This is a genomic window from Ramlibacter ginsenosidimutans, assembly GCF_016654015.1.
GTDB lineage: Bacteria > Pseudomonadota > Gammaproteobacteria > Burkholderiales > Burkholderiaceae_C > Ramlibacter > Ramlibacter ginsenosidimutans.
The window spans coordinates 470351-496385 of record NZ_JAEPWM010000002.1 but is presented as its reverse complement, the minus strand read 5'-3'; the positions used below and the strand labels follow the sequence as shown (position 1 = coordinate 496385).

The 26035-nt window shown below is 68.5% G+C and carries 23 protein-coding genes and 1 pseudogene; 8 read left to right on the top strand and 16 right to left on the bottom strand.

Going from position 1 to position 26035, the window contains the following annotated elements; genetic code table 11:
• Positions 1–55 precede the first annotated feature (55 nt).
• From JJB11_RS08370 to nirK, 3 genes are read right to left on the bottom strand one after another with little or no spacing between them, the layout of a single operon-like run.
• Positions 56–646, bottom strand: a complete 591-nt coding sequence (locus JJB11_RS08370; RefSeq protein ID WP_201168340.1) for an SCO family protein — start codon at positions 644–646, stop codon at positions 56–58.
• Positions 643–1425, bottom strand: coding sequence for an SUMF1/EgtB/PvdO family nonheme iron enzyme (locus JJB11_RS08365; RefSeq protein ID WP_201168338.1), 783 nt, complete (start codon positions 1423–1425; stop codon positions 643–645). The genes JJB11_RS08370 and JJB11_RS08365 overlap by 4 nt, the downstream gene beginning before the upstream one ends.
• A 10-nt stretch (positions 1426–1435) precedes the next feature.
• Positions 1436–2914: a copper-containing nitrite reductase gene (gene nirK / locus JJB11_RS08360; protein WP_201168336.1), complete on the bottom strand. Its 1479-nt coding sequence runs from the start codon at positions 2912–2914 to the stop codon at positions 1436–1438.
• Positions 2915–3067: 153 nt separating this feature from the next.
• Between nirK and JJB11_RS08355 the strand changes: the two genes are divergently transcribed.
• The 6 genes from JJB11_RS08355 to JJB11_RS08330 all read left to right on the top strand — a co-directional run bounded on the left by JJB11_RS08355 (position 3068) and on the right by JJB11_RS08330 (position 8750).
• Entirely contained in the window at positions 3068–3307 is a 240-nt protein-coding gene (locus JJB11_RS08355) for a DUF3079 domain-containing protein (RefSeq protein WP_201168334.1), read from the top strand.
• A gap of 81 nt (positions 3308–3388) precedes the next feature.
• Entirely contained in the window at positions 3389–5665 is a 2277-nt protein-coding gene (locus JJB11_RS08350; RefSeq protein ID WP_201168332.1) for a nitric-oxide reductase large subunit, read from the top strand.
• Positions 5666–5670: 5 nt separating this feature from the next.
• Positions 5671–6135, top strand: a complete 465-nt coding sequence (locus tag JJB11_RS08345; RefSeq protein WP_201168329.1) for an Rrf2 family transcriptional regulator — start codon at positions 5671–5673, stop codon at positions 6133–6135.
• Positions 6132–6464, top strand: a complete 333-nt coding sequence (locus JJB11_RS08340; protein ID WP_201168327.1) for a metal-sulfur cluster assembly factor — start codon at positions 6132–6134, stop codon at positions 6462–6464. The genes JJB11_RS08345 and JJB11_RS08340 overlap by 4 nt, the downstream gene beginning before the upstream one ends.
• Complete coding sequence (locus JJB11_RS08335) at positions 6413–7540, top strand: hypothetical protein (protein ID WP_201964703.1); 1128 nt, start codon at positions 6413–6415, stop codon at positions 7538–7540. Before JJB11_RS08340 ends, JJB11_RS08335 begins: the two co-directional genes overlap by 52 nt.
• A 16-nt stretch (positions 7541–7556) precedes the next feature.
• A complete protein-coding gene (locus JJB11_RS08330; protein WP_201168323.1) occupies positions 7557–8750 on the top strand; it encodes an NnrS family protein in 1194 nt (397 codons plus the stop codon).
• 88 nt (positions 8751–8838) lie between these two features.
• On the opposite strand, the gene JJB11_RS08325 is transcribed toward JJB11_RS08330, so the two are convergent.
• Positions 8839–10113, bottom strand: coding sequence for an acyl-CoA dehydrogenase family protein (locus JJB11_RS08325; RefSeq protein WP_201168318.1), 1275 nt, complete (start codon positions 10111–10113; stop codon positions 8839–8841).
• Between the two features lie 114 nt (positions 10114–10227).
• On the opposite strand from JJB11_RS08325, the gene JJB11_RS08320 reads away from it, so the two are divergent.
• Positions 10228–11622, top strand: a complete 1395-nt coding sequence (locus tag JJB11_RS08320) for a chloride channel protein (RefSeq protein WP_201168305.1) — start codon at positions 10228–10230, stop codon at positions 11620–11622.
• Between the two features lie 6 nt (positions 11623–11628).
• Here the strand turns inward: JJB11_RS08320 and JJB11_RS08315 are convergent, their stop codons facing one another.
• From JJB11_RS08315 to JJB11_RS08295, 5 genes and pseudogenes are all read right to left on the bottom strand, one after another.
• Positions 11629–13386: a chloride channel protein gene (locus JJB11_RS08315; protein WP_201168303.1), complete on the bottom strand. Its 1758-nt coding sequence runs from the start codon at positions 13384–13386 to the stop codon at positions 11629–11631.
• A gap of 198 nt (positions 13387–13584) precedes the next feature.
• The gene (locus JJB11_RS08310) at positions 13585–15192 is read right to left on the bottom strand and encodes a sensor histidine kinase (RefSeq protein WP_201168301.1); all 1608 of its coding nucleotides are present in this window, start codon (positions 15190–15192) and stop codon (positions 13585–13587) included.
• 234 nt (positions 15193–15426) lie between these two features.
• Entirely contained in the window at positions 15427–15834 is a 408-nt protein-coding gene (locus JJB11_RS08305) for a PaaI family thioesterase (RefSeq protein ID WP_201168288.1), read from the bottom strand.
• 32 nt (positions 15835–15866) lie between these two features.
• A pseudogene (locus JJB11_RS08300) lies at positions 15867–15941 on the bottom strand (hypothetical protein); the annotation flags it as partial.
• 76 nt (positions 15942–16017) lie between these two features.
• Positions 16018–16809, bottom strand: a complete 792-nt coding sequence (locus tag JJB11_RS08295) for an exodeoxyribonuclease III (RefSeq protein ID WP_242528873.1) — start codon at positions 16807–16809, stop codon at positions 16018–16020.
• 10 nt (positions 16810–16819) lie between these two features.
• Between JJB11_RS08295 and pyrE the strand changes: the two genes are divergently transcribed.
• A complete protein-coding gene (gene pyrE / locus JJB11_RS08290) occupies positions 16820–17497 on the top strand; it encodes an orotate phosphoribosyltransferase (protein ID WP_201168282.1) in 678 nt (225 codons plus the stop codon).
• Positions 17498–17507: 10 nt separating this feature from the next.
• Here the strand turns inward: pyrE and JJB11_RS08285 are convergent, their stop codons facing one another.
• From JJB11_RS08285 to gatB, 7 genes are all read right to left on the bottom strand, one after another.
• Positions 17508–17924, bottom strand: coding sequence for a type IV pilin protein (locus JJB11_RS08285; RefSeq protein WP_201168280.1), 417 nt, complete (start codon positions 17922–17924; stop codon positions 17508–17510).
• A gap of 8 nt (positions 17925–17932) precedes the next feature.
• Positions 17933–21808, bottom strand: coding sequence for a PilC/PilY family type IV pilus protein (locus JJB11_RS08280; RefSeq protein WP_201168278.1), 3876 nt, complete (start codon positions 21806–21808; stop codon positions 17933–17935).
• Between the two features lie 45 nt (positions 21809–21853).
• Positions 21854–22408, bottom strand: a complete 555-nt coding sequence (locus tag JJB11_RS08275; RefSeq protein ID WP_201168276.1) for a pilus assembly PilX family protein — start codon at positions 22406–22408, stop codon at positions 21854–21856.
• A gap of 1 nt (position 22409) precedes the next feature.
• Positions 22410–23090 (bottom strand): PilW family protein, encoded by a 681-nt coding sequence (locus JJB11_RS08270; protein WP_201168274.1) that lies wholly within the window; start codon positions 23088–23090, stop codon positions 22410–22412.
• Positions 23087–23650, bottom strand: a complete 564-nt coding sequence (gene pilV, locus JJB11_RS08265) for a type IV pilus modification protein PilV (RefSeq protein WP_201168272.1) — start codon at positions 23648–23650, stop codon at positions 23087–23089. The genes JJB11_RS08270 and pilV overlap by 4 nt, the downstream gene beginning before the upstream one ends.
• Complete coding sequence (locus JJB11_RS08260; RefSeq protein WP_201168263.1) at positions 23647–24132, bottom strand: GspH/FimT family pseudopilin; 486 nt, start codon at positions 24130–24132, stop codon at positions 23647–23649. Before JJB11_RS08260 ends, pilV begins: the two co-directional genes overlap by 4 nt.
• Positions 24133–24586: 454 nt before the next feature.
• Positions 24587–26035, bottom strand: coding sequence for an Asp-tRNA(Asn)/Glu-tRNA(Gln) amidotransferase subunit GatB (gene gatB / locus JJB11_RS08255; RefSeq protein ID WP_201168261.1), 1449 nt, complete (start codon positions 26033–26035; stop codon positions 24587–24589).

The window sequence follows — 26035 nt, the reverse complement described above, 5'->3', positions numbered from 1 at the left end:
AGCCTACGAGCCCGGGGCAGCAGAGCGGCCCGGCGCAGCGGAACGGAGCGGCGGCTCAGGCCGCCGTGGCAACGACCTTGCGCGCTGCGCTGACCAGCGCCGGGTGGGCGGGGCCGAGCTTGCCCGAGCGTGCAGCAATGCGGCCCTGCCGATCGAGCAGGGCCAGGGTGGTCGAGTGGTTGAACTCGCCGTTGGCGAGCCGCCGGTATTGCACTCCGAGCACTGCGGCCACCTTGCGCGCAGTCGCTTCGTCCGCGCGGGCCAGCAGCCACTGCGCGTCGCAGTTGCGCGCCTGCGCGGTCTTCTTCAGCACCGCGGTCGTGTCGCGCGCCGGGTCGAAGCTCACCATCAGCACGCGCAGCTCCGCGCGTTCGGCCGCCGGCAGCGCAGCCAACGTGGCATGCACGGTCTCGAAGATCATGGGGCACACCATGTCGCAGGAGCTGTAGAACATGCTGGCCAGCACCGGCGTCCCCTGCAGCGACGCGAGCTCGAAGGCGCGGCCATCCTGGTCCGTCAGCGTGGCGGCCAGCCGGTAGACCGAGTCTCCGGGCGGCGTCGCGCCCGTGGCGGGCAGCGCGCCGAACGCGGCGAGGGCGCCGAGCGACAGCAAGGCGGCGCGGCGGGTGGTGACGAATTCGTTCATGGTTTTCCTTCGTGCGGACGCACGCAGCGGAAGCCCAGCGTGCTGGTGCTGTCGGCGCCGCTGAGGGACGAGAGCAGCGCGATGCGCATGAGCACCGCATAGCTCTCGCGGTCGATGATGTTGATGGCGCCGGCGCCGCAGAACTTCAGCGTGTCGGGATCGCCCTGGGTGCGGCTGTCGCCCGCGATGAACAGGGCGTTGAAGTCGTCCACCCATTCCCAGACGAGGCCGTGCAGGTCGCGCACGCCCCAGAGATTCGCCTCGCCGCCGACGGCGCCGAGGGCGCTGCCACCCGGCTTCTCGTACCAGCCGAGGATGCGCCGCGCCCACTCGGGATCGCGGCGCGCATCGGCGCGCTTCGCATCCGACGCCGCGGCGAGCTCCCACTCCAGCCAGGTCGGCAGCCGCGCGCCCTCTTCTTCGCAGAAGGCGCGGGCAGCGAACCAGCTCACCTCGGTCACGGGTGTGTCCGGTGCGAGCGCGGGGCCGGGCGCGTCCGGCGACTGCCACTGCAGCAGGTAGCGCGCGTCGGCCAGCAGCGCGGGCGCCTGGCCGCGCTGCCACTCGGGATGCGCCCGCACGAAGGCGGCGAATTCGGCCACCGTGACCGGCGTAGCGCGCATCGCGAACGGCTGGACGTCCACCGGCGTCGACACGGTCGGCACCGGCCCTTGCGGCAGCACGCTTTCGAAGCGGCCGCCCGGCAGCTCCACGTAGGGAGCCGCCTGCGCCGGCGCCGCGAGGGCCGCCAGCAGCGCGAGGACAGTCAGCGCGCGCACGGTCGTTGCCTCACTCCGCCGCCGCCTTGGCGACGGGCTTGGCTGCGCGCTGCTTCTTCACGTCTTCCTTGGACACCTTGCCGCCCGCATTGCCCCAGCTGTTCACCACGTAGGTCAGGATGTTGGCAACCTCGTCGTCGTTCAGCTGCGTCATCGGCGGCATCACGGAGTTGTATTCCTGGCCGTTGACGTTGACCTTGCCCGACAGGCCGTGCAGCACGATGCCCACAGCGCGCTGGAGGTCGGCAGCGAGGAAGTCCGACTTGGCGAGCGGCGGGAACACGCCGGGCATGCCCTTGCCGTCCGACTGGTGGCACACCGAGCAGGTGCCGGCGAAGAGCGCCTGGCCGGCCTTGATCTGGTCGTCCTGCGTCAGCGTTCCGGCAGCCGCGGCTGCACTCGCCTCGGTCACGGCCGCCAGGTTGGGGCCGGCGCGGTCGCCGAGGTAGACGGCGTCGAGTTCCTTGCCGGAGTAGATCCCCTTGTTCTCGGGGCCGTCCACCTTCAGGATCGCGAGTGCGCCCTTGTTGAACGCGCGGAAGATGGAGTGGTCCACCAGCACGTAGCTGCCCGGCACGCGCGCCGTGAAGGTCGCGACCGCGGCGCCGCCGGCGGGGATGAGCGTGGTCTGCACGTTCTTCTGCACGTTGGTGCCGCCTTCGAAGCGGACCTGGTCGAAGATGGCGCCGATCACGTGGAAGCTGGAGACCAGGTTGGGGCCGCCGTTGCCGACGAACAGGCGCACCTTCTCGCCCACCTTCGCGGTCATGGCCTTGTCGCCGGTCAGCGCGCCTTCGGCGCCGTTGAACAGCACGTAGGTGGGCTTCTCGTCGATGGCCTTTTCCATGTCGAAGGGCTGCAGGCCCTTCTCGCGGTACTTGCCGGTCGTGTAGAAGTCGCCCTGCATCACGTAGTACTCGCGGTCCACCTTGGGCAGGCCGTTGGGCGGCTCCACCAGGATCAGGCCGTACATGCCGTTGGCCACGTGCATGCCCACGGGCGCCGTGGCGCAGTGGTACACGTACACGCCTTCGTTGAGCGCCTTGAAGGTGAAGCGCGACTCGTGCCCCGGCGCCGTGAAGCTGGAGGCCGCACCGCCGCCCGGACCGGTCACGCCGTGCAGGTCGATGTTGTGCGGCATCTTGCTGCCCGGATGGTTCTTCAGGTGGAATTCCACCGTGTCGCCCTGGCGCACGCGGATGAAGCTGCCGGGCACCGTGCCGCCGAAGGTCCAGAAGGTGTAGTTGACGCCTTCGGAGATCTGCATCGTCTTCTCGACGACTTCCAGGTCCACGATCACGCGCGCGGGGTAGTTGCGGTTCACTGCCGGCGGCACGTGCGGCGGGCTGGTCAGCACCGCGTGGATCGGCTCGCCGCGCGGCGGGCCGAAGTCGCCTTCGTTCTTGGGCGCAGCCAGCGCCAGCAGGGGCACGCAGAGTGCGGCTGCGAGCAGCGCGCGCAGGCCGCGCGCCAGGTGGAGTCCTCTCATCGTCTTCTCCTTTTAGAGGTGTATCGATGCCGCACCTTAAGTGGCAGGGCCGGCAACGGGCTTGATGCACCTCAACACCTCGCGCGGCAGGCAAGCGCGTGGCCTTGACATGGCGCAAGGCCACGCCGGCAGGCGGCGCCCAGACTGCGCCGCATGGCCAGGAAGTTCCCGATCTACCCCGCGCATCCGGAGCGCACGTGCTGGGGCTGCGACCGCTACTGCGCGGCTGACGCGATGATCTGCGGCAACGGCACGGAGCGCACCCAGCATCCGTTGGAGCTGTTCGGCGAAGGCTGGGAGCGCGAGGGACTGGACCCGGTGCGGCCGCAAGAGTCGCAAGAGTCGCAGCCGCCGGCGGACCACGCCGGCAGCAGCATCCCACGCGAACCTTGATTTCCGTCAAATCCCTGCGGGCGTCGCGCCGCGACATTAGATGCATCTCAAATGCATCTTCAAACGCAAGGGACGAGAGTGATGAAAAACACGCAAACCCTCTGGCGCTGGCTGGCACTGATCTTCGTGCTGTCGTTCGGCGCCCTCGCCTATCTGGGCTGGCAGATCTACCTGACCGCGCCGCCCATTCCCAACGCCGTCGTGACCGCGAGCGGACAGACGCTGTACACCGGCGCGCAGGTCCAGCGCGGCCAGCAGGTCTGGCTCGCCAGCGGCGGCCAGCAGCAAGGCACCGTCTGGGGCCACGGTGCCTACGTCGCGCCGGACTGGTCCGCGGACTGGCTGCACCGCGAGACCGTTGCGCTGCAGAAGCTGCGCGCGAAGTCGCTCTCGCTGCACCCCGACACGCTGACGGCCACCGAGCGCGGCGCCGTGCAGGGCGCCGTGCAGGAGGAAATGCGCCGCAACACGTATGACGCCGCGAGCGGCACGATCACCGTGAGCGACCTGCGCGCGCAGGCGATCCGCGCCACCGCAGACCACTACGCGGCGCTGTTCGGCAAGGACCCCGCGCTGGCCGGCCTGCGCGTGCAATACGCCATGACCGAGGACGAAGTGCAGTCGCCCGCCGACCGCGAGGCGCTCACGGCCTTCTTCTTCTGGACCGCCTGGGCCGCCGCGACCGACCGTCCCGGCGAAACCGGCCTCTCGTACACCAGCAACTGGCCGCACGAGCCGCTTGTGGGCAACACGATGACGACCTCGGCCGCGATGTGGTCGATGGCCTCGATCATCCTGCTGCTCGCCGCCATCGCCGCCATGCTGTGGCTGCACGGTGCCGGCAAGCACGAGGAAGAAGCGCAGCCGCCCAAGACCGACCCGCTGTTCGGGCTCGCTGCCACGCCTTCCATGAAGGCCGTGCGCAAGTACTTCTTCGTGGTGATCGGCCTGTTGCTGCTGCAGATCGGCATGGGGGCCATCACCGCGCACTACGCCGTCGAAGGCCAGTCCTTCTTCGGCATTCCGCTGGCCGAAGTGCTGCCCTACGTCGTGAGCCGCACGGCGCACACGCAGGTGGGCATCTTCTGGATCGCTACCGCGTGGCTCGCCACCGGCCTGTACATCGCACCGCTGCTGGGCGGCAAGGAACCGAAGTTCCAGCGACTCGGCGTCGACTTCCTGTTCTACGCGCTGCTCGTGATCGTCGTCGGCTCCACGGCGTGCGGCTGGCTCGGCAACCTGCAGCGCGCGGGCACCGACTTCAGCTTCTGGCTGGGCAACCAGGGTCTCGAGTTCACCAGCATGGGCCGCGTGTGGCAGTACCTGCTGTTCGTCGGCCTGTTGCTGTGGGCGCTGCTCCTCGGCCGCGCGCTGTGGCCGGCGCTGAAGACGCCTTCGGAAAGCCGCGGCCTGATCGCAATGGTGTTCCTGTCGGCCACCTGCATCGGCGGCTTCTACGCGACCTCGCTGACCTGGGGCCAGACCACGCACTACTCGATGGTGGAGTACTGGCGCTGGTGGCTGGTGCACCTGTGGGTCGAGGGCTTCTTCGAAGTGTTCGCCACCGCCGTGATCGCCCTGATCTTCACCAGGCTGGGGCTGGTGCGCGCATCGAGCGCCAACCGCGCCATCGTCGCCGAGACCATCGTCTTCCTGTTCGGCGGCATCCTGGGCACGCTGCACCACCTGTACTGGACCGGCACGCCGACCTCGGTGATCGCCGTCGGCGCCGTGTTCTCCGCACTCGAAGTGGTGCCGCTCACGCTGATCGGCCTGGAAGCGCTGCAGAACTGGAAGCGTTCGCAAGGCGTGCCGTGGCTCGCCGCGTACAAGTGGCCCGTGCTGTGCTTCGTCGCGGTGGGCTTCTGGAACACCGTCGGCGCCGGCCTCCTGGGCTTCGCGATCAACCCGCCCGCCTCGCTCTACTACGTGCAGGGCCTGAACATGACCGCGGCCCACGGCCACGCCGCCCTCTTCGGTGTGTACGGAATGCTGGGCATCGGCCTGATGCTGTTCTGCCTGCGCGGCCTGTACGCCCGCTCGCTGCACGCCGACGGCCTGCTCAAGCCCGCGTTCTGGGGCCTCAACATCGGCCTGGCCATGATGGTGTTCCTGTCGCTGGTGCCCGCCGGCATCTACCAGGCCTGGGCCAGCATCACGCAAGGCCTCTGGTATGCGCGCTCCGCCGAGATCATCCACTCGCATGTGATGGAGACGCTGGTCTGGCTGCGCGTGCCGGGCGACATCGTGTTCTCCATCGGAGCGCTGTACCTGGCGATCTATGCGCTGCGCCTCCTCGTCGGCCGCAAGGCACGGGCCACCGTCCCGGCAGCAGGGGTGGCGACCGCCGGCCGCTGAGCCCGATGAAACTCACCGCCTTCACCGACTACAGCCTGCGCGTGCTGATGTACATGGCCACCGGGCCGGAGCAGCGTGCCACGATCGCACAGATCGCGAAGGCCTACGGCATCTCGGAACACCACCTCGTGAAGGTCGTGCACTTCCTGGGGCAGCAGGGCTGGCTGAAGAACGTGCGCGGCAAGGGCGGTGGCCTGGAACTGGGGATGCCGCCGGAGCGCATCGTGCTCGGCCAGGTCGTGCGCGCCACCGAAGGCGTGGCGGCCGTGGCCGAGTGCTTCGAGGAAGGCGGCGGCCACTGCACGCTTTCGCGCGGCTGCCGGCTGCGCGGGGTGCTGCGCGAGGCGGTGACGGCCTTCGAGGCGGTGCTGGATCGCTACACGCTGGCCGACGTGGTGAGCAACCGGCACCAGCTGGCGCAGATCCTGTTTTTCGAGCCGGGTCACAAGCCCGCGAGGAAGCACGCATGATCGAACTCCGCTTCCCCTACGAAGGGCCGCAGGACCTGCTGCCCACGATCGTGCAGGCGCTGGAGCAGGTGGTCGACCCCGAGGTCGCACTCAACATCGTGGACGTTGGCCTGGTGTACGGCGTGGCGATTGCGGACGGCCGCATGGACGTGCGCATCACCATGACCTCGGCCGCCTGCCCGGTCACCGACGTGATCGTCGATGACGTGGAGAACGCGCTCGACGACGCCATGCCGCCCGACCTGAAGATCCACGTCGAAGTCGTCTGGGAGCCGCCATGGACACCGGAGCGCATGAGCGGCCGCGCCCGCGCCTTCATGGGCTGGTGAGCGCGCGGCGCGTGACGGGCACGCTGCTGTTCGCGTGCGTGGCAGCGTCGCTGCTCGCCGGCATCGCCGGTGGCCTGTTCCGCCTCGGCATCGTCGCCAGCGAGGGCGCCTGGCTGGGCCGCGCTGCATTGGCGCACGCGGCCCTGATGATGTGCGGCTTCCTGGGCACGGTGATTGGCGTCGAGCGTGCCGTCGCGGCGCGGCGGCGCCTGGCTTTCGCGGCCCCCCTGTTGTCCGGGGCCGGCGGCCTGTTGTTGCTGCAAGGCGCGCATGCAGCGGCGAGCCTGGCACTCGTTGCGGCGGCCGTGGCCTTCGTCGCGGTCAACGTGCTGCTGCTGCGGCGCCAGCGCGCGCCTCACACGGTGCTGCTGCTCGCAAGTGCCTGCGCCTGGTGTGCGGGCAACCTGCTGTTCGCCACCGGCGCCGCAACCGGCGCGGTGCTGCCGTGGTGGTTCGCCTTCCTCGTGATGACCGTCGCCGCCGAACGCCTCGAGATGACGCGCCTGATGCGCCGGCGTCCCGCCGCCCAGCCGGCGCTGGCGTTCGTGCTGGCCCTGCTCACGCTGGGCGCTGCGCTGTCGGCGGTGTGGCTGCAAGGCGGCGGCGTGCTGTTCGGCGCTGCGCTCGCCGCGCTCGCGGCCTGGCTCTTCACCTTCGACATCGCCCGCCGCACCGTGCGCGCCGACGGGCTCCCGCGCTACATGGCGGCCTGCCTTCTTGCAGGCTACGCGTGGCTCGCGGCCGGCGGCGTGGCGTGGGTCGCGACGGCGCTCGGCGCGCCCGCGCGCGACCTCGCGCTGCATGCGCTGGGCCTGGGCTTCCTCGCCAGCATGATCCTGGGCCACGCGCCGGTGATCCTGCCGGCCATCGCCCGCATCAAGCTGCAGTTCGGCCCGGTGTTCTATGCCCCGCTCGCGGTGCTGCACCTGTCGCTGCTGCTGCGCCTGGGCGCCGGGCTCGTCGACTTCGATGCGCGGCGCACCGGGGGCCTTCTCAACGCCTTGGCGCTTGCGCTCTTCGCCCTCACCGTCGTGGGCGCAGCGTTCGCCTGGCGGCGCCGGCACGCCTTGCCGTGACACCATCTCGCATTCCATGAAGCAAATCCTGCAGATCCAGCAGCCTCCACGCAGCGCCGCCCCGCGCGGCTTCGCGTTGTGGCAACTCGGCTTTCGTCCCTTCTACCTGCTGGCCAGCGTCTTCGCGGCGGGTTCCATCCTGCTGTGGGCCTTGCAGTTCACCGGTCACCTCGCCGCGCCCTACCTGCCCGGGCCGCTATGGCATGCGCACGAGATGTTGTTCGGCTTCGCGCTGGCGGTGGTGGTGGGCTTCCTCTTCACCGCCGGCCAGGCGTGGACCGGGCAGCCCACGCCCACCGGCGGCAGGCTGGCCGCGCTGGCGGCGCTCTGGTTCGCCGCCCGCGTGCTGGTGCTGACACCCTGGGGCTGGGCGTCGGCGCTGGCGAACACGGCGTTCCCGCTCGCCGCGGCAGCCGCACTGGCCGTGCCGTTCGTGCGCGCGGGCAATCGCCGCAACTACTTCTTCATCGCGCTGCTGGTCCTGCTCGGCCTCGCGAGCCTGGCCGTGCACCTGGGCCAGCTCGGCGTGCTGGCCCTGCCCGCGTGGGCTGCGATCCAGGTCGCGCTGGACGTGATGCTGTTCATCCTGTGCGTGATGGGCGGCCGCGTGATTCCCATGTTCACCAACAACGGCGTACCGGGCGCGGGTGCGCAGCGGCGCGCGTGGATCGAGAAGCTCGCTCTCGGGTCGGTGCTGGCGCTGCTCGCGGCCGATGCGCTGCAGGCGCCGGCGTGGCTGGTGCTTGCCATCGCGGCGCTCGCCGCGATCGCCCACCTCGCGCGCTGGCTGCTGTGGCATCCCTGGACCACGGTGCACACGCCGCTCGTGTGGGTGCTGCACCTCGCCTACGCGTGGATTCCGGTGCACCTCGCGCTGCGCGCCTGCGCGGCCGCCGGCGTGTTGCCGGCGTCCGCGGCCACGCACGCGCTCACGGTCGGCGCCATCGGCGGACTCGTCATCGGCATGATGACGCGCACGGCGCGCGGCCATACGGCGCGGCCGCTGCGTGCGGACCGCTGGGACACCGCGGCTTACCTGCTGGTGGCCGCAGCCGCCGTCGCGCGTGTGCTCGTGCCGCTCGCGCTGCCTTCCGCGCTGCTCACGGCGGTGCTGTGCTCCGCCCTGCTCTGGTCCGCCGGCTTCGCGCTGTATGCCGTGCGCTACTTCGGCGTGCTGACCCGCCCGCGCCTGGACGGCAAACCCGGTTGAAGAACGTGGGCGTGCTGCCCGACGAGTCCCTTGCTGGATCTCTCGGCTCTTCCTCCTCCTGCGCCATCGAGAGGCGCGCAGCCGGCGCCTAGCGAATGCGCGGCGGCGCAGCGAGCTGCTGCGGCGTGGTGAAGTAGTCGGTCCAGCGCCCGAGCTGCTGCGCGGCGCGCCGCAGTTCGCCTCGCGCCACGGTGCGCAGGTGCACCTCGTCGGGCCCGTCCATGATGCGCAGCGCCCGGCCCCAGGTCCACAGCGCCGCCAGCGGCGTGTCGGGCGACAGCCCCATCGCCCCGAACACCTGGATGGCGCGATCGAGCACGCGGTTCTGCAGGCGCGCCGCCACCACCTTGATCGCCGCGACCTGCTCGCGCAGGTCCGCCGCGGGTTGCGGCTGGTCCAGCGCCCACGCGGTGCGCAGCACCAGCAGCCGCGCCTGGTCGATCTCGATGCGCGAGTCGGCCAGCCACTCCTGCACGTTCGCTTGCTGCGCCAGCGGATGGCCGAAGGCGCGCCGTTCCAGCGCGCGTTCGCAGGCCAGCGCCAGCGCCAATTCGCACTGGCCGATGCTGCGCATGCAGTGGTGCACGCGCCCGGGGCCCAGGCGCGCCTGCGCGAGCGCGAAGCCTTCGCCCCACTCGCCCAGCAGGTGACTGGCCGGCACGCGCACGCCGCGCAGCACGATTTCGCAGTGCCCTTCGGGCGCGAGATGGTGCACCACCGGGATGTTGCGCACGACCTCCAGCCCCGGCGCATCGGCCGGCACCAGCACGATGCTGTGCGCGTGGTGCGTGTCGTCGCCCGCGTCCGCATTGCGCGCCACCACGAGCAGCAGGCGGCAGTCGGGATGCGCGGCCCCGGTCACGAACCACTTGCGTCCGTTCAGCTCCAGGTCAGGCCCGTCGCGCCTCACGAGCGTCTGGAGGTTGGTTGGGTCGGAAGACGCGACGTCGGGCTCCGACATCGCGAAGGCCGAGCGGATGGCGCCGGCCAGCAGCGGCTCCAGCCATGCGCTGCGCTGGGCTGGCGACGCGTGCCGCAGCAGCAGTTCCATGTTGCCGCTGTCCGGCGCGTTGCAGTTGAACACCTCGGCGGCCCAGGGCAGCCGGCCCATGGCCTCGGCCAGCGGCGCGTAATCGAGGTTGGAGAGCGCCGTGCCCGGCGCGCCCGGCGGCAGCGCCGGCAGGCACAGGTTCCACAAACCCTCTTCGCGCGCCAGGCTGCGCAGGGAGTCCACGAACCCGGCCGGCTCGCCGCGCGCGGCCGCCGCATGCCAGGCGCCGTTGTATGGCAGCACGAAGCGGTCGAGGAAGGATTCCAGCCGGCGCAGCCACTCCCCGGCCCGCACGGAAGGGTCGAAATTCATGGTCGCACCACGCTGCTCATGCGATGACGCTACCTGTTCCGCAAGGCGCGACACTGATTTGGGTCAACCGCTTGCCTTACCATCTGGTTTTGGACAAATACACAGCCCCCCGACATGCACCCGGACGAAGCTCATCATCGCCAGCCTGACGTCCTGGCGGCAATCCGGGGGGACCTGGCGAATTCCCACGAGTGGGTCGCCCGGGCGATCGTGCTGGCGTTCGCCGCGCTATCCGGGGCGTGCGTCGTCGGCTTCACCGTGCTGTGCAACCACGCCTCCGGCTTCTTCAACAGCTGGACCCAGCGCTGGCCCTGGCTGCCCCTGGTGGAGACGCCGGCACTCTGCGCCGCCATCGTGTGGGTGACGGTGCGCTTCTTCCCTGGCGCCGCCGGGTCGGGCATCCCGCAGGTGATGGTGGCCCTGAACGACTCGGTCGAGCCCGCCGCGCGGCGCCGCTTCGTGTCGCTGCGCCTGGCCATCGCGAAGGTCGTGCTGACGGCCGCGGGCTTGCTGGGCGGGCTCGCGATCGGCCGGGAAGGCCCTTCGGTGCAGGTGGCCGCCGGCGTGATGCTGCACGCAAGGCGCTGGCTGCCGCGGCGCGCCAGCATCAATCCGCACGCGCTGCTGGTCGCCGGGGGCGCAGCGGGCATCGCCGCCGCCTTCAATGCGCCGCTGGCCGGCATCATGTTCGCGATCGAGGAGCTCACGCGCAAGATCGAGACGCGCAGCAGCGGCCTGGTGATCGCCGCCATCGTGCTCGCCGGCCTGATCGCCGTGTCGGTGTTCGGCAATTCCACCTACTTCGGCGTCATTCGCGTCCCGGCGCTGGACTGGTCCTTCGCCGCTCCCGCCGTCCTGGTGGTGCTGGGCAGCGGGCTGCTGGGCGGCTTCTTCTCGCGCCTGCTGCACGCCTCGCTGGTCGGCACGAGCGACCGCGTGAGCCGCTGGCGCGCGCAGCACCCCGTCCCGTTCGCCGCCGCCTGCGGCCTCGGCATCGCGGTCGTGGGGCTGGTGAGCCACGGCTCCACGTTCGGCGCCGGCTACTCGTCGACGCGCCAGCTGCTGGAAGGCCACGCCGACATGCCGCTGCTCTACGTGACGCTGCGCATCGTGGCGACCTGGCTGGCGCTGTGGTCGGGCGTGCCGGGCGGCCTGTTCGCGCCCTCGCTCGCCATCGGCGCCGGCATCGGCGCCGACGTGTCGCTGATGATGGGATGGGGCGCGGACACCCCGGCACTCATCGCGCTGGGCATGTGCGGCTTCCTCGCGGCGGTCACGCAGGCGCCGATGACCGCGTTCATCATCGTGATGGAGATGGTGGACGGCCACGCCATGGTGCTGAGCCTGATGGCGACGGCGCTGGCCGCGAGCCTGCTGGCGCGCTGGCTGGCGCGCCCGCTCTATCCCGCGCTGGCGGCGGCGCAGCTGGCGAAGCTGCAGCAGGGCAAGGCGGTGGCAGCCGCCGCCCGGGCTGCGACACCGGCGACTACGCCGACGCCCGCAGCCTGAGCCGCTTCAGGGCTCCGAGCGCCAGGGCAGGCCCAGCAGGCGCTCGCGCTTTTCCTCTTCCTCGAAGTGCACGACCGAAGGCTTGATGAGGTCGCTGCGCGCGATGATGCCCACAAGCTCCATCGAGCCGGCATCGCGCACGACCGGCAGGCGTTCGAGCCGCAGCCGCGCCATGCGCGTCGCCACGGACCGGCAGTTCTCGCCCAGCACGGCGCGCTGCACGGGCACGCTCGCACAGAGGTCGCCGATGGCGCGCCCGCCCGATGCGGCGGCGTGCCATGCCTCCAGCGAAGCGCGATCGACCATGCCCAGCAGACGGCCGTCCTGCACCACCGGGAACGCCCGGTGCGCCTGCTGCGGGCCGAAGTAGTCGCGCATCGCCTCGTCGACCGTGCGTGCTGCGGCTATCGACACCGGCAGGCTCATGACTTCCTCGACGAAGTGGCGCTCCAGCGGATCGATGCCGTACTCGCGGTAGATGTGATAGCCGCGGCGGGCGATCTTCTCGGTCAGGATCGACCGCTTCATCGTGAGCACGGTGAAACCGTACGCAGTCGCGGAGGTGGCCAGCAGCGGCAGCAGCGCGTTCGCATCGTGCGTGAGCCCGAAGGCGAACACGGTCGCGGTCAGCGGCGCGCGCATCGTCCCGCCCAGCGTGGCGGCCATGCACACCAGCGCAAACAGCACCGGGTCGGCGCCCGGAAACACGTGCCCCAGCGCCACGCCGAGCCCGGCGCCGATCATGAGCAGGGGTGCCAGCACGCCGCCGGAAGTGCCCGAGCCCAGCGCGATCACCCAGATCACCGCCTTCACCGCCAGCAGCGCCACCACGACGCCGAGCGCCAGGTGGTTGTGCAGCAGGTCGCCGATCACGTCGTAGCCCACGCCCAGCGCGCGCGGCTGCAGGTAGCCGCCGATGCCGACCGCGAGGCCGCCCATGGCGGGCCACCACATCCAGTGCACCGGCGTCTTCGCGAACAGGTCCTCGACGCGGTAGAGCGCGAACGAAAGCAGGGACGCGAGGGCGCCGGAGCAGATGCCGGCCGCGACGCACCACAGCAGCGTCAGCGGCGACGGGTCGGCCGTCTGCAGCGGGAACAGCGGGCCCGATCCCATCAGCAGAGGCCGGCAGAAGCCAGCCACCGCGCAGGCGATCGCGACCGGTAACAGGCTGCGCGGACGCAGCTCGAACAGCAGCAGCTCCACCGCCAGCAGCACCGCGGCCACGGGCGTGCCGAACACCGCGGTCATGCCGGCGGTGGCGCCCGCCACGAGCAGCGCCTTGCGTTCCGCAGCGGTCATGTGGAAGTGCTGTGCGAGCAGCGAGCCGATGGCGCCGCCGGTCATGATGATCGGGCCCTCGGCGCCGAACGGGCCACCGCTGCCGATCACGATGCCGGAGGAGAGGGGCTTGAGCACGGCGACCTTGGCCGACATGCGGCTCTTGCCGAACAGGATGGCCTCGATCGCTTCCGGGATGCCGTGGCCGCGGATCTTGTCCGAGCCGTAGCGCGCCATCAGCCCGACGATGAGGCCGCCGATGACGGGGACGACGATCACCCACGCGCCCAGGGCATGGTCAGCGGGGGAGCGGTTCTCGATCGAGAACTGCTGGAAGAAGAACAGGTTGGTGAACAGCCGGATGAGGTCCAGCAGCACGTAGGCTGCCCCTGTGCTCAAGGCACCGATGACGGCGGCCATCAGCGTGATGCGCAAGAGGGCGGTGTTGACGGCGAAATCGCCGCGGTGGGCATGGGATGACATCGGAGGGGCCGGGCGGCGGAAAAAGACGAGCGCGCAGGGCGCGGCGGGGCGGGCTCCTGGAGCCACCGCGCATTATAGATTTGGTCCGAATGTACTGCCGGCCACGCGGCGATGGCCCTTCGGTTGGGCTGGCGCAGGCGCAGGCGCAGGCGCAGGGCGCGACCTTGCGCTGATGCCGCGACGTGGCGCTGCTCGGCCTCAGGCAGCGCGGCGCCTGGCCTGGCCGCTGTTTCTGCTCCCCTTGGCTCCAGGCAACCTTCTGACCGCAGGCAAAGTGAAGTGGAAGCATGCTCCGGCATCGATCCCGGCTTCTGCCCATGCGGCACCGCCGTGCAATTCAACGATCTTCCTGACCGTCGCCAGCCCGATGCCGGTGCCCTCGAAAGCGGGGTCCGTATGCAGGCGAACGAACGGCGCGAACAGCCGGCTGGCGTACGCCATGTCGAACCCGGGCCCGTTGTCCCTGACGAAGAACGTGCGCTGTCCGGCCGGGCCGCTCTTCGCCCCCAACTCGATCCGTGGCTGGTTCGAATGGCGGGTGAACTTCCACGCGTTCCCGATCAGGTTGAGCAGCACCTGCGTGACCAGGACGCGGTCGGCGTGGGCGGTGAGTCCGGGTTCGATCCGCACGTCCACGTGCCGGCCTGGCTCATGCTGCCTGTGGCCATCCAGGATCGCGTGGGCGATGGCCGACAGGTCCACGGCCTCCAGCTGGATCGCGGACCTGGAAAGCTTCGCCAGGTCCAGCAGCTTCTGCGTCATGTCGTCCATGAACTGCAGCGATGCATGGATCTGCCGCAGGTAGTGCTGTCCATCCGCGCCGAGCCGGTCTCCGTCGGTCGCTTGCAGCGCGTGGGCGAAGGACCTTCCTGCGCACAACGGCGTGCGCAGGTCATGGGCGACCGCGTGCGCGAAATTCTCCAGCTCCGCGTTCGCTGCCCGCAGTTTCGCTGTTCGCTCCAGGACCCGCTCTTCCAGTTCCGCGTTGAGCCGCCGCACCTCGTCCTCGGCCCGTCGCCGCTTGGAAATGTCGGTGAACGCCACCGCCAGGCCGAAGCTGGATGGATAGGCGCGGACGAACACCCAGAGATCGAGGGGCCGGTAGTACTCTTCCAACTGCACCGAGCGGCCGGTCTGGACGGCTCTCTCCAGCTCGGTGTGGAAGACCGTGTCGATCGCCTGCGGGAAGATCTCCATCCAGAGGTGCTTGCCGAGCGCCTCGCTGCGCGCGAGCCTCATCACCCGGGCCGCTTCGGAATTCGCGTAGGTGACGCGCCACTCGCGATCGACCACATAGAAGCCCTCGGTCATGCTTTCGAGGGTGACGCTCAGGCGTTCGGCGAGCAGGCGCTTTTCCTCTTGCGCCTGCGCCAGCATGGAGATGTCCTGGAAGGCCCCGCGCAAACCGATGATCGCGCCGTCCCCGTCGTACTCGGCGCGGCCGATCAGGCGGACCCAGAGCTGGCGGCCGCGGCCGGTGACTGCCTGGACCTGCAGGTCGTAAGGGAAGCCGTGGGTGGCGCAGCGTTCGATCGCGGCGCGAACGATGCCCTGGTGTTCCGGGGCGACCAGCGTCAGGCCGAAGTCGAGCGGCACCGGGGTGCCTGGCGGCACTTCCAGCAGGTGATAGAGCTGTTCCGACCAGACCTGCGTGTTGTCTCGCAGATCCAGGCTCCACGCGCCGAGCCTGCCGAGGCCGGCGGCGAGTTCCAGCGCGGCATCCGGTTCGTTGAAGACTGGTTCAGGGCGTTCGACTGCAGCGTCCATGGACATGAAAAGCGGCTCTTGTGAGGCGAGGCGCCCCAAGTGCGGCTCTTGTGAAGCGGTGCGCCCCAGGTCGTTGTGCGTCTTGGGGGCCGAGGACGCATGCTAGCGCGGTGCCCCAAACCCGGACTAGGTTGTTTGCGTATGCCGGCGCGCCGGCGCTACAGGCCCCGGTCATATTTCATGGTCAGCGGTGCGTGACCGCTGAAGCGCGCATCCTTGGAGATGCCCGCTTCACCGGCCGTCTGCGCAATCCGCCCCGACCGCGTTGCGAGACTACCTGGGATACAGCACCATCTGCGTGCAGCGGAAGAGCGCCAGCGTCCTGCCCGTTTCACGATGCGTGACCACGGCATCCCAGACCTGCGTGGTCCTGCCGAGGTGCACCGCAGTCGCGCGGCAGTCGATCGTGCCGTCGACGGTGGTGCCGAGATGATTGGACTTCAGTTCGATCGTGGTGAATCCGTTGGCGCCTTCGGGCAGGTTGGCGCGGCAGCCGTAGCCGCAGGAGGTATCGGCCAGCGTGACCAGGCTGCCGGCATGCAGGTAGCCGTTGGGAGCCATCAGCTCCGGCCGCACGGCCAGTTCGGCATGCAGCTCGCGTCCGTTCACCGACAGCACGCGAACTCCGAGGTAGCCGGGCAGGCGTCCCACCCCTGCACTGTTGAAATCGTCCGCAGTCATTGGTGCACTCCTTTGGGAACGGGAAACGAGGCTCACGCGAGCCTGAGAACGACCTTGCCCTTTGCGCGGGCTGCTTCGACGTAGGTCATGGCCTCATTGGTGGCTTCGAACGGGAAAGAGACGGTGTGCTGATGCGGGTGCCTCGCCTGGTCTGCAACGAACCGCCCCTGCGAGCGCGGTACCTCACAGGGCGATGTCGTACTGGATCGTCAGCGGCGCGTGATCGCTGAAGCGCGTGGTCTTGTAGATCGCCGCGTCGCGCGCCTTCTCGGCGACGCCCGCGGTCGCGATCTGGTAGTCCAGCCGCCAGCCCACGTTCTTCGCCCAGGCCTGGCCGCGGTTGCTCCACCACGTGTAGCAGTCCTCGGTGGTCTCGGGGTGAAGGTGCCGGTACACGTCCACCAGTCCGGTTTCGGCCAGCAGCCGGCTCATCCAGGCCCGCTCCTCGGGCAGGAAGCCGCTGTTCTTCCGGTTGCTCTTCCAGTTCTTCAGATCGCGCTCCTGGTGGGCGATGTTGATGTCGCCGCACAGGATGAATTCGCGCGTGTTCTTGAGGGCCGCGAGGTGCGGATCGACCACGTCGAGGAAGCGGAACTTGGCCTGCTGCCGGTCTTCGCCCGAGGAGCCCGAGGGGAAGTAGCAGCTGATGATCGACAGCTTGCGCTGGGGCGTGTCGAAGCGCAGCTCCACGTAACGGCCCTCGGCGTCGAATTCCTCGTCGCCGAAGCCGACGATCACGTCGCTGGGCTCGTGGCGCGTGAAGGCGCCCACGCCGGAGTAACCCTTCTTCTGCGCGAAGTGGAAGTGGCCGCGCAGGTCCGCGAGGCGGTCATGCTTGCCGTGCACGTCGTCGTGCTGGGCCTTCACTTCCTGCACGCAAATACAATCCGGACTGGTTTGCGCGACCCAGGCCTCCACGCCCTTGCTGGCGGCGGAACGGATGCCGTTCAGGTTGAGGCTGGTCAGTTTGAACAAGGACTTTCCCATGGTAGCGGTGACGGGCCAGGACCGGCTGGCGCAGGATTTCGTGGAGTTCGCGGTGCGCTCGGGGGTCCTTCGCTTCGGCGAATTCAAGACCAAGGCCGGGCGCCTCTCGCCCTACTTCTTCAATGCGGGCCTGTTCGACGACGGCGAGAAGCTGGGGCGGCTGGCGCAATTCTATGCACAGCGCATCCTCGGCTCCGGCATCGAGTTCGACATGCTGTTCGGCCCGGCGTACAAGGGCATCCCGCTGGCCGCGGCCGTGGCCATCGAACTGGCGCGCCTGGGCCGCAACGTGCCCTACGCGTACAACCGCAAGGAAGCCAAGGACCACGGGGAAGGCGGCTCGCTGGTGGGCGCGCCGGTGCAGGGGCGCGTGCTGATCGTGGACGACGTGATGTCCGCGGGCACGGCGGCCCGGGAGTCGATCGCCCTGATCGAGGCCGCGGGCGCCAGGCCGCACGCGGTGGCGATCGCGCTGGACCGGCAGGAGAAGGCGACGGAGAACGGCCAGGACGTGCCCTGGTCGGCCGTGCAGTACGTGCGCGACAAGCTGCAACTGCAGGTGTGCGCCATCGCGAAGCTCGACGACCTGCTGCAGTACCTCGCGACCCGCGGCTCGGAACTGGGCGCGCACCACGCGAAGGTGCTCGCCTACCGCGAGCGCTACGGCGCCGGCTGACGCTGCCGGGTCACTGCTTCCAGCAGTCGCCGAGCGTGCCCGAAGTGATGCTCTTCACGCCCAGGTCGGTGTAGGTGTAGGTGCCGCACGTGTCCTTCGTCTGGGCATTGACCGGGACGGCCCTCACGGTGAAGGCCGTGGCGCTCGCCGAGGCCACGCTCAAGTCGTAGTAGCGGTTGCTCGAGTCGGTCAGCGGCATCGGGTCGACCGGGTAACCGAGCGCCGTCATGCTGGTGGTGTAGGTGTTGTTGGTCGTGTAGTAGCGCGCCTGGCGGCTCGCCACGTCGAGAACGCCCGTGATGGCGGAAGACCGATGCGACCGCAGCACGTAGCGCGTGTAGCTCGGCAACGCGATCGACGCGAGCAGGCCGATCACGGCGACCACCACCATCAGTTCGATGAGGCTGAAGCCCCGGACCCTGTTCATTCTCGTGCTCACCTGAGTTGCTCCCATGACACCGGTTTCACCGTCACGCCGCCTTGCGTGTTCAGCTGGTTGATGTTGGCCGGACCGCCTGTGACGTCGGAACTGATCACGTATTGCTGGCTCCCGATCGCAACGATGTAAGGCGTTCCCACCGCACCGAGCTTCAGCCCCACGACGCTGCTCGCGCCGCTGGCCACCACCAGGCTGCCGGAGGAGTCCGGGAACACGTTCTGCGGCTGCCCGCCCCCCGAGGCCATGTTGAAGGCCATCGTCCAGCCGGTCGGCAGTGACAGGATGCATTGCCCGACGGCGTTCTGCGGCGGAACGATCGTGTTGAGCAGGAGTTCGCCGCCCGAGAACACCGGGTTGTAGATCACCTGCTCGCCCGTGTCGGGCAAGTCGAATTTCCAGCCGTACTGCGTATTGCCGGAGGTGCACGCCGTGCTGCCGTTCCAGCAGACGATCGCCTGCGCGGCGGTGCGCGAAGACGCAGTCTGCGTCGCGACCGTGCTGGTGGCGAGGTCCGTCCGGGTGAAGGTCCGGTACGGCGAGGTGGTCACGGTCGCCAGGGTCGCGTAGTTGGTCTTGGTGTTCGGCAGGGCATTCCACGCGGTCATGTCCCAGTCCCAGATGCCATACACCGACTGCGTACCCGATTGATAGCTCGTCGCCGACGAACTGGTGAAAGGCGTGGCGCGGCCGGTTCCGAAGCCGAGGATGACGCGCTGGGCGCTGCCGGTGAGATTCGCGGTGACGGCAAGCGAAGAGGTGATGGGCTGCCGGTTGCCGCTGCTGTCCTTGGCGACGAACAGGGGCGTGGCAGACGGCTGCCCGAACTTGGAAGCGGCCCACACGGTCGGATCGCTGCTGGTCAGGTCGAACCGCCAGACGTTGCCTTGCAGGTCGCCGGCGTACAGGTAGTCGATGACGAAGTCCCCATCCAGGTCCGCCGACGCCACGCTGGCGATGCCGTTGGCGCTCGTGCCGGTGCCGCCGCTGCCGGTGTCGAGCCAGATGAAACTGACGGAGCCGTCGGTGGGGCTGATGACGCCGATGTAGACGCCCGCGTGGCCGTTGGTGCTGCCGATCCCGTTGCCGAAGATGATGGCCCACTTGCCGTTGTGCAGCCGGCGCACCAGCGGGATGCCATAGGTGTTGCCCAGGTTGTTGCCGCAGTTGGTGGTCGCGTTGACGCACGAAGTCAGCGACGACGGCGTCCAGTCGCCCTTCACCAGGCTCGCGGCGTGGCCTTCGGAAAAGGAGAGACTCGACGTGACGATGCCGCTCGGGTCCGTGACGTCCAGCGCATAGATCTCCGCCCCGCCCGGGCCCTTGCCCCCGACCAGCCACGTGTGCCAGGCGCCGGCGTAGTAGACGTCACCGTAGCCAGGCGCTGCGTCGACGAAGAAACTGTGCGAATAGAGCGGATCGGTCAGCGTGGCGACCGTGCTGTTCGACAGGACCCCAGCCGGCACGAAACCCAGGACTTCGTAGCCGTCGTTGTACGTGGAATCGTAGGTACCGTCCGAACTGTTCGCGCCCGAGCGGAACCCGTGGAGGATGCCGTCGTTGCTCCCTGAATAGACGACGTTCAGGCGGGTGGCCAGGCTGCTCTTGAAGGTGAGATAGGAGCTCTCCGGGCCCGTCGTGTTCGTCAACGCGTCGACGAAGCTGGCCCCGTAGTTCTTGGACGGCGGCCCGACCCAGGTGGGGCTGGAGTCGATGATGTCGCCCAGCACGCCGGCGCGCGTGCGGAACGCTCCCGAGCTCACCTGTTCCTGCGTTCGCACGCCGCGCATCCAGGACAGCCGGTTGCTGCCGGCGCTGTCCGTCGAATTCAGGACGGTCTGTTGCGCGGAGGTGAGGTTGGCCCACTGGAAGGGCACGCCGGTGGAACCGTTCCAGGTGAGGATGTTGCGCGACGTCGGCGCCTCCACCGTCACCGTATTGGTCGGCACTCCGTTCACGGTGCCCATGCTGGAGCAGCCGCCGCCGGTGAGCACGCAATCCGCATCCCATTGGGCGGTACTCGAGACGCTGAGCACCCCATTGGTGTTCACGATGGCCTCGGAAACCAGGGAGCCCGTCCAGGTGTTGGGGTTGTACGAAGCCAGGTAGACCTGCGTGCCCGTCCTCACCTGGCCCGATTGCACCGTGTTGGCGGCCGCGCTGCTGCCCGACTCGGTGGGTTGCGCGGCGAAGCAGGTGATTTCGTGGATGCTGGTGTTGTTGCCGGTCGAGCTCAGGAAACCGAACCGGAAGTTGGCGGGCAGGGTTCCGTTGGAAGCCGTGATCGGGGCGTTGGTCAGCACCGGCTGGAACGCCCCGCCATTGAAGCTGTACAGGAAGTTCAGCAGGCCGCCCGGAGAAATCGAAAGCTTGTACGTGATCGGCTGGGCAGCGGAACGGGTCGCCGCGTTCGACCACATGGGCGTCGTCGCCGGGAGCGTGACGGCACTGCCGGCAAGGTACGGATAGTCCATCACCTTGACGGTCACCTTGCCGTTCGACGCGTTGGCGTACGTGGTGGAGCCGTTCGGGTAGGCGACAGTGAAAGTCTTTCCGCTCACCCCCGTCACCACGTAGGACCCGACGATCGACTGCGAGTTGACCTTGGGGGGAGCGGTCGATGACGAACTGGCGATGTTGACGGTATCACCGACTTTGAAGCCGACGTTCGTCCCCACCGTGATCGTCAGGACGCCACCGGACCAGGACAGCGCCGACGTCGTGTACGTCAGGTTCGCCGTGACCGTGTTCAAGGGCGTGCCGCCCGGGGCCGTGATGCTCGTGCTCCCGTCAGGGAAGTAGACACTGAACGACTTCGAGGTGGGGACAGCCTTCACGTCGTACGAACCGATGATCCAGTTGCCGCCGGATTTCAACCCGTTTGCCATCACCGGGCTGGCGATGTTGACGATGTCCCCTACCGCGAACCCGTGGTTGGAAGGCAAGGTGACGGTCAGATAGCTGTTGCTGCTGCTCCACGAGAGGGCCGAGGTGCCTGTGATCGAAAAAGTCGTGTTCTGCTGCAGCACACCTGTCCGGCAGGTGTTGTGCATGATCGTCATCTGGTCGCTGCTGCTGGTGGTCGAGGGGTACAGGCTGGGCCACTGGTTGTTCAGGTAGTACCAGCTCACGTTCCCCGCGCCGCGCAGCGCAATCGTGTTCGCCATCCGCCCCGGGTTGGCCCGCGGGCTCTGGGGGGATGTTGCAGCCACGTCGGAGTAGTACTCGACCCCGCCGTTCGTGAAGTTCCCGAATTCGTCCATGCCCAGGCCGAGATACCCGCCGGTGACGCCGTTGGTATTGCTGTCCTTGCGCAGCGAGCAGGCGTAGCCGAGGCTGCCGCCGGCAGGACCGATGCTGGACGTCGTCGTGTCGGTGATGTTCGCGCCCACGTAAGGCAGCGTGAGCGGGACGGAGGCATCCTGCAGGAAGAAGCCCATTCCGTCGCCACCCGGCGACGTCCCCGTCGATCCCTGGTAGGTGTAGGTCGTGAAGGTGACCTGGATGCCCTGGTTGCTCGGGAAGGTTCCGTTCGAAACGATGGCGCCCACCTGGGTGGTTGCCGCATTGGTCAGCCGCAAGGCGCCGCTGCCGACCGCCTCGGGCGTGCTGATGCCCGAGCCCGAGATCGTGTTGCAAGCAGGGATGTTGCTGTACTTGCTGTTGGTGGTGGCGACGGTGGTCGAATTGTTGGTGCTGGTTCCTGACGTCAGGCAGGCCGTCCCCATCGGCTGCCAGTCCATGCCGTTGCCGCTGCCCGGCGAATCGTTGACGGCGCCCTGGGTGAAGTCATCGGAAATGTTCAGGCCGAACGCCAGCGAATGCACCGCCACGGCGATCACCAGGAAGGCCGATTTCCTCACTACGCTAGACATTCGCATGCTCCGTCTCCTCGCTTGCATCGATGGCGCGGACATGTTTCACCCGCCGCCCAGGTCGATCGAAGTCGCCTGCACCTTGTAGACCGCCCTCAGCACCGCGGTGGCGGCGTCGTTGCCGCCCTTCCCTGCCGCCGTGACCTGGTAGAGGGCCGAAGGCGGGTTGGTGCTGGTCGCCCCCATGAAGTAGGTATGGACGCTGGTGTTGCTGGTGTACGTGTTCTGTCCGCTGGCCGCGACGGACATGCCGGCCGGCACATAGCTGGTGTACGAGGTCCACGGCAAGGTGGCCGGCGTCGCCAGGGCTGCGTTGCAAACCACGGGCGAGGTGGCGGGCGTGGGGCCGTTGGCGGCGCATGTGACGCCCGAAACCCAGTTGTTCGGCCCGAGATAGGCGTTGTTGCCCTGGCCCAGCCAGTACCCGACCGAAGTGAGCCCGGTTTGCGCTGCCTCGACCGCGCGGCTCTTCTCCCGGAAGTTGGCACCCATCTTCTGGTCCTGGGTCAGGCCGTTGAACATGAAGATGCCGAGCATCGTCATCACGACCAGCAGGATCAGGCAGACGATCAGCACGAAGCCCTGATGGCGCTTGTTCATGTCACAGGCCGATCATGAAAGGAACGGTCTGGCTCACGCTCAAGGAAGTCGCCGTCTGGTTCTCCTTGTTGGCGAGCGGTGCGTCGAACAGCAGCGTGAAAGTCACCGTCCTGACCGTCGTCCAGTCGGTGACGGCTCCCGCATTGACGTAGCGGCTGGTCGACCCGACGCCATTGCCGTCGATGCCATACACGATGTTCAGGCCGGTCAGGCGATTGCCGGAACCGGCCGCGCCTCCGATCAGCCTCACGGTGGTCGAGGTCGGCGGCGAGACCGTGTTGTCGGTTTCGGTGCACGACAGATAACCACCCGTCACGCTGAAGACGTCCGTGTAGGAATGATTGGCCGTCAGCGTGGAGGCGCAGCCTTGGGCGGCGCCGGACGCGTCGGCCCAGAACTGGACGGTCAGGGTATCGGCGCCCGCATTGGTGCCCGTGCCGGAAAGCGGCGTCGCCGGAGCGGCCTGCGTGAGCGGATTGGGAGTCGCCCCCGCGTTGCGGATGGCGGCGCTCAGGAACTGCATGGCGATGCGCTGGTTGCTTTGCGTCGATCCCATGTTCTGCCGCAGGTTGAACGTCTGCTTCATCGCGAGGAACACCGTACCCACGCCGAGCACGAGCACGAGCGCGATGGCCGCGGAGACCATCAACTCGATGAGACTCATGCCCTGCTGGTATTTCATTGCTGGATCGACACCAGGGTCTGGTGGCTGTGCGTGCTCGACGTGCCGGTCGCCAACGCGCCGGTGGGGCTGCTCGCAGCGACCGTCGCCGTCGTCAGGCCGATGTTCTTTTCGGTCCAGTTGATGGTCAGCGTGCAGACGGTCGGCGAGGACGTCGTGTTGCACGCGATGGAGGCATTGCCACCGGGCAAGCCTTGCGTTGCGACCGTTCCGCTGACGCTCCCGACCAGGGACGCGCCCCAGTTCTTGAGGTCGTAGTAAGCGAGCTCCGAGCCGCTGCAGGTGACCGACGCGCAGTTCTTGCTCGTCGAGGTCGGCCCGTTGGTCACGGTGGTCCCGCTGACCGTGATGGAATTGGCCGGCGCGCCCCAATAGGCCTTGTTGCCCTGCATCCGTGCGGCCATGTCGGAGGCGAACATGGCCGCCATCGAGTTGTACCGGCCCGTCTCCGTGTTGCTGACCGCCAGCATCTGCATGTTGGCGATCCCGAGCAAGCCGAACATGATGACCAGCATGGACACCAGGACCTCGAGCAGCGAGAAGCCGCGCTGCGCCTTCATGGGCAGGACGCCCCCTGCTGCGCCGACCAGGAGCCCGCGTTGAACACGATGCAGCGGTAGAGGCTGGGCGTGTTGTTGCGGTCGTGGATGGACAGCGTGCCGTTGAAGGACGTGTAGCCGAAGGCGGTGAACACCGGGTAGGTGTTCACGGTGCTGACCAGGGTCTCGCCATGGGCCAGCGCCGGCGCGATGTTGATCTGCGTGTTGGTGTCCGGCTGGATCACCTGCCAGCCGGCCGTCCAGTCGGTGGTGTTCGCGCACGCCGTGCCCGACATGGGGCAGACCGATACGCGCAGTCCCCGTTTGCTGGCCTCGCTGCGGGCCAGGTTCAGGGCGCTCAACAAGGTATTGAGCTCACCGGCCATGCGCGTGTTGGTGAGCATCGAGCTGAACGAAGGGATGGCGACGGTCGTCAGGACGACCACCAGCGCAATCGCCACCAGCATCTCGATCAGTGAAAATCCGGGAGACCGCTTGTTCATGACAGACCTCGCTTGTGCTGTACCGGTTGCGGGACGTCTGCTTCCGGTGACGCAAACATAATGGTTACGTTAAGCACATGTTGTTACATCCCGATGGTCGGGCGAGGCAGCGCGACCAATGGAAAAGTACTAGCACAGGTCTGCCAATGGGCGGTCGGACGGGGAGAGCGGGCGGTCGGCGCCAGTGCGTTCAGCGAGCAGCAGCGGCGCTCGATCGCGAATAAAACGGAGGGACGGCGGTGGCCGGAATGGCAGTGGTGGCCGCAGTTCCAGGTGCGGAAAGGGCGGCCGGTCTGGGGCGCGGCGCGACGAAAGCTGCCGGTTCCGCCAGAGCCCCGCTGCGCGGACGCCCGTGATTGCGCCGTGCGGCGCCTGATCCAGCCGTGATGCCGCCTGGCCGCCGGAACGCGCCGCTCGCGCCCTCCGGCTGCCTAGGACCGGCGCAGCGGTTTCCCTACAGCCCCAGCTTCTTGCGCAGCAAGTCGCCGACCTGCTGCGGATTCGCCTTGCCTTTGCTCGCCTTCATCGCCTGCCCCACCAGCGCGTTGAAGGCCTTGTCCTTGCCGGCGCGGACCTGCTCCACGTTGGCCGGATTCGCCGCGATCACGTCGTCGACGATCTGCTCGAGCGCGCCGCTGTCGTTCACCTGCTTGAGGCCCTTGGCGTCGATCACGGCGTCGACATCGCTGCCCTGCGCAGTCCACAGGGCGTCGAACACCTGCCGCGCCGCATTGTTGGAAACCGTGCCATCGGCGATGCGCTGGATCAGCTTCGCCAGCGTGGCCGCGCTGACCGGCGCCTGCTCGATGGCGATCTCCTGCGCATTGAGCCGGCGCGAGACCTCGCCCATGATCCAGTTGCTGGCCAGCTTGGCCTGTCCGCTCGCCTTCGCGGCCGTCTCGAAGTAGGCGGCCATCGCCTTGCTCTGGGTGAGCGTGGTGGCGTCGTACTCCGGCAGCCCATAGTCGCTGACGAAGCGCGCCGCCATCACGCGCGGCAACTCGGGCATCTCGCCGCGCACGCGCTCGACCCACTCGGGCGCGACGACCAGCGGCGGCAGGTCCGGGTCGGGAAAGTAACGGTAGTCGGCGGCGTCTTCCTTGGTCCGCATGGCGCGCGTCTCGCCGGTGTCGGGGTCGAACAGCACGGTCGCCTGCTCGATGGCGTGGCCGTCCTCGATCTGCTCGATCTGCCAGCGCACCTCGAAGTCGATGGCCTCCTTCATGAACTTGAAGGAGTTCAGGTTCTTGATCTCGCGGCGCGTGCCCAGCGGCCCGCCCGGCTTGCGCACCGACACGTTGGCGTCGCAGCGGAAGCTGCCTTCCTGCATGTTGCCGTCGCAGATGCCGATCCAGGTGACGATCTTGTGCAGTTCGCGGGCGTAGGCCACGGCCTCGTCCGACGAGCGCATGTCGGGCTCGGTGACGATCTCCAGCAAAGGCGTGCCGGCGCGATTGAGGTCGATGCCGCTCAGGCCCACGAAGTCCTCGTGCAGCGACTTGCCGGCGTCCTCCTCCAGGTGCGCGCGCACCAGCCGCACCGACTTCTTCTCCTCGCCGAGGAAGAACTCGACGCTGCCCCCCTGCACCACCGGGATCTCGTATTGCGAGATCTGGTAGCCCTTGGGCAGGTCCGGATAGAAGTAGTTCTTGCGCGCGAAGATGCTGCGGGGCGCCACGTGCGCGCCGATCGCCAGGCCGAAGCGGATGGCGCGCTCCACCGCGCCGCGGTTCATCACGGGCAAGGTGCCGGGCAGCGCCAGGTCCACGGGCGAAGCCTGGGTGTTGGGTTCAGCGCCGAACTGTGTCGGCGCGCGGCTGAAGATCTTGCTTTCGGTGGAAAGCTGCGCGTGCGTCTCGAAGCCGATGACGACTTCGTAGCCTTGGATCAGTTTGCCGGCCAT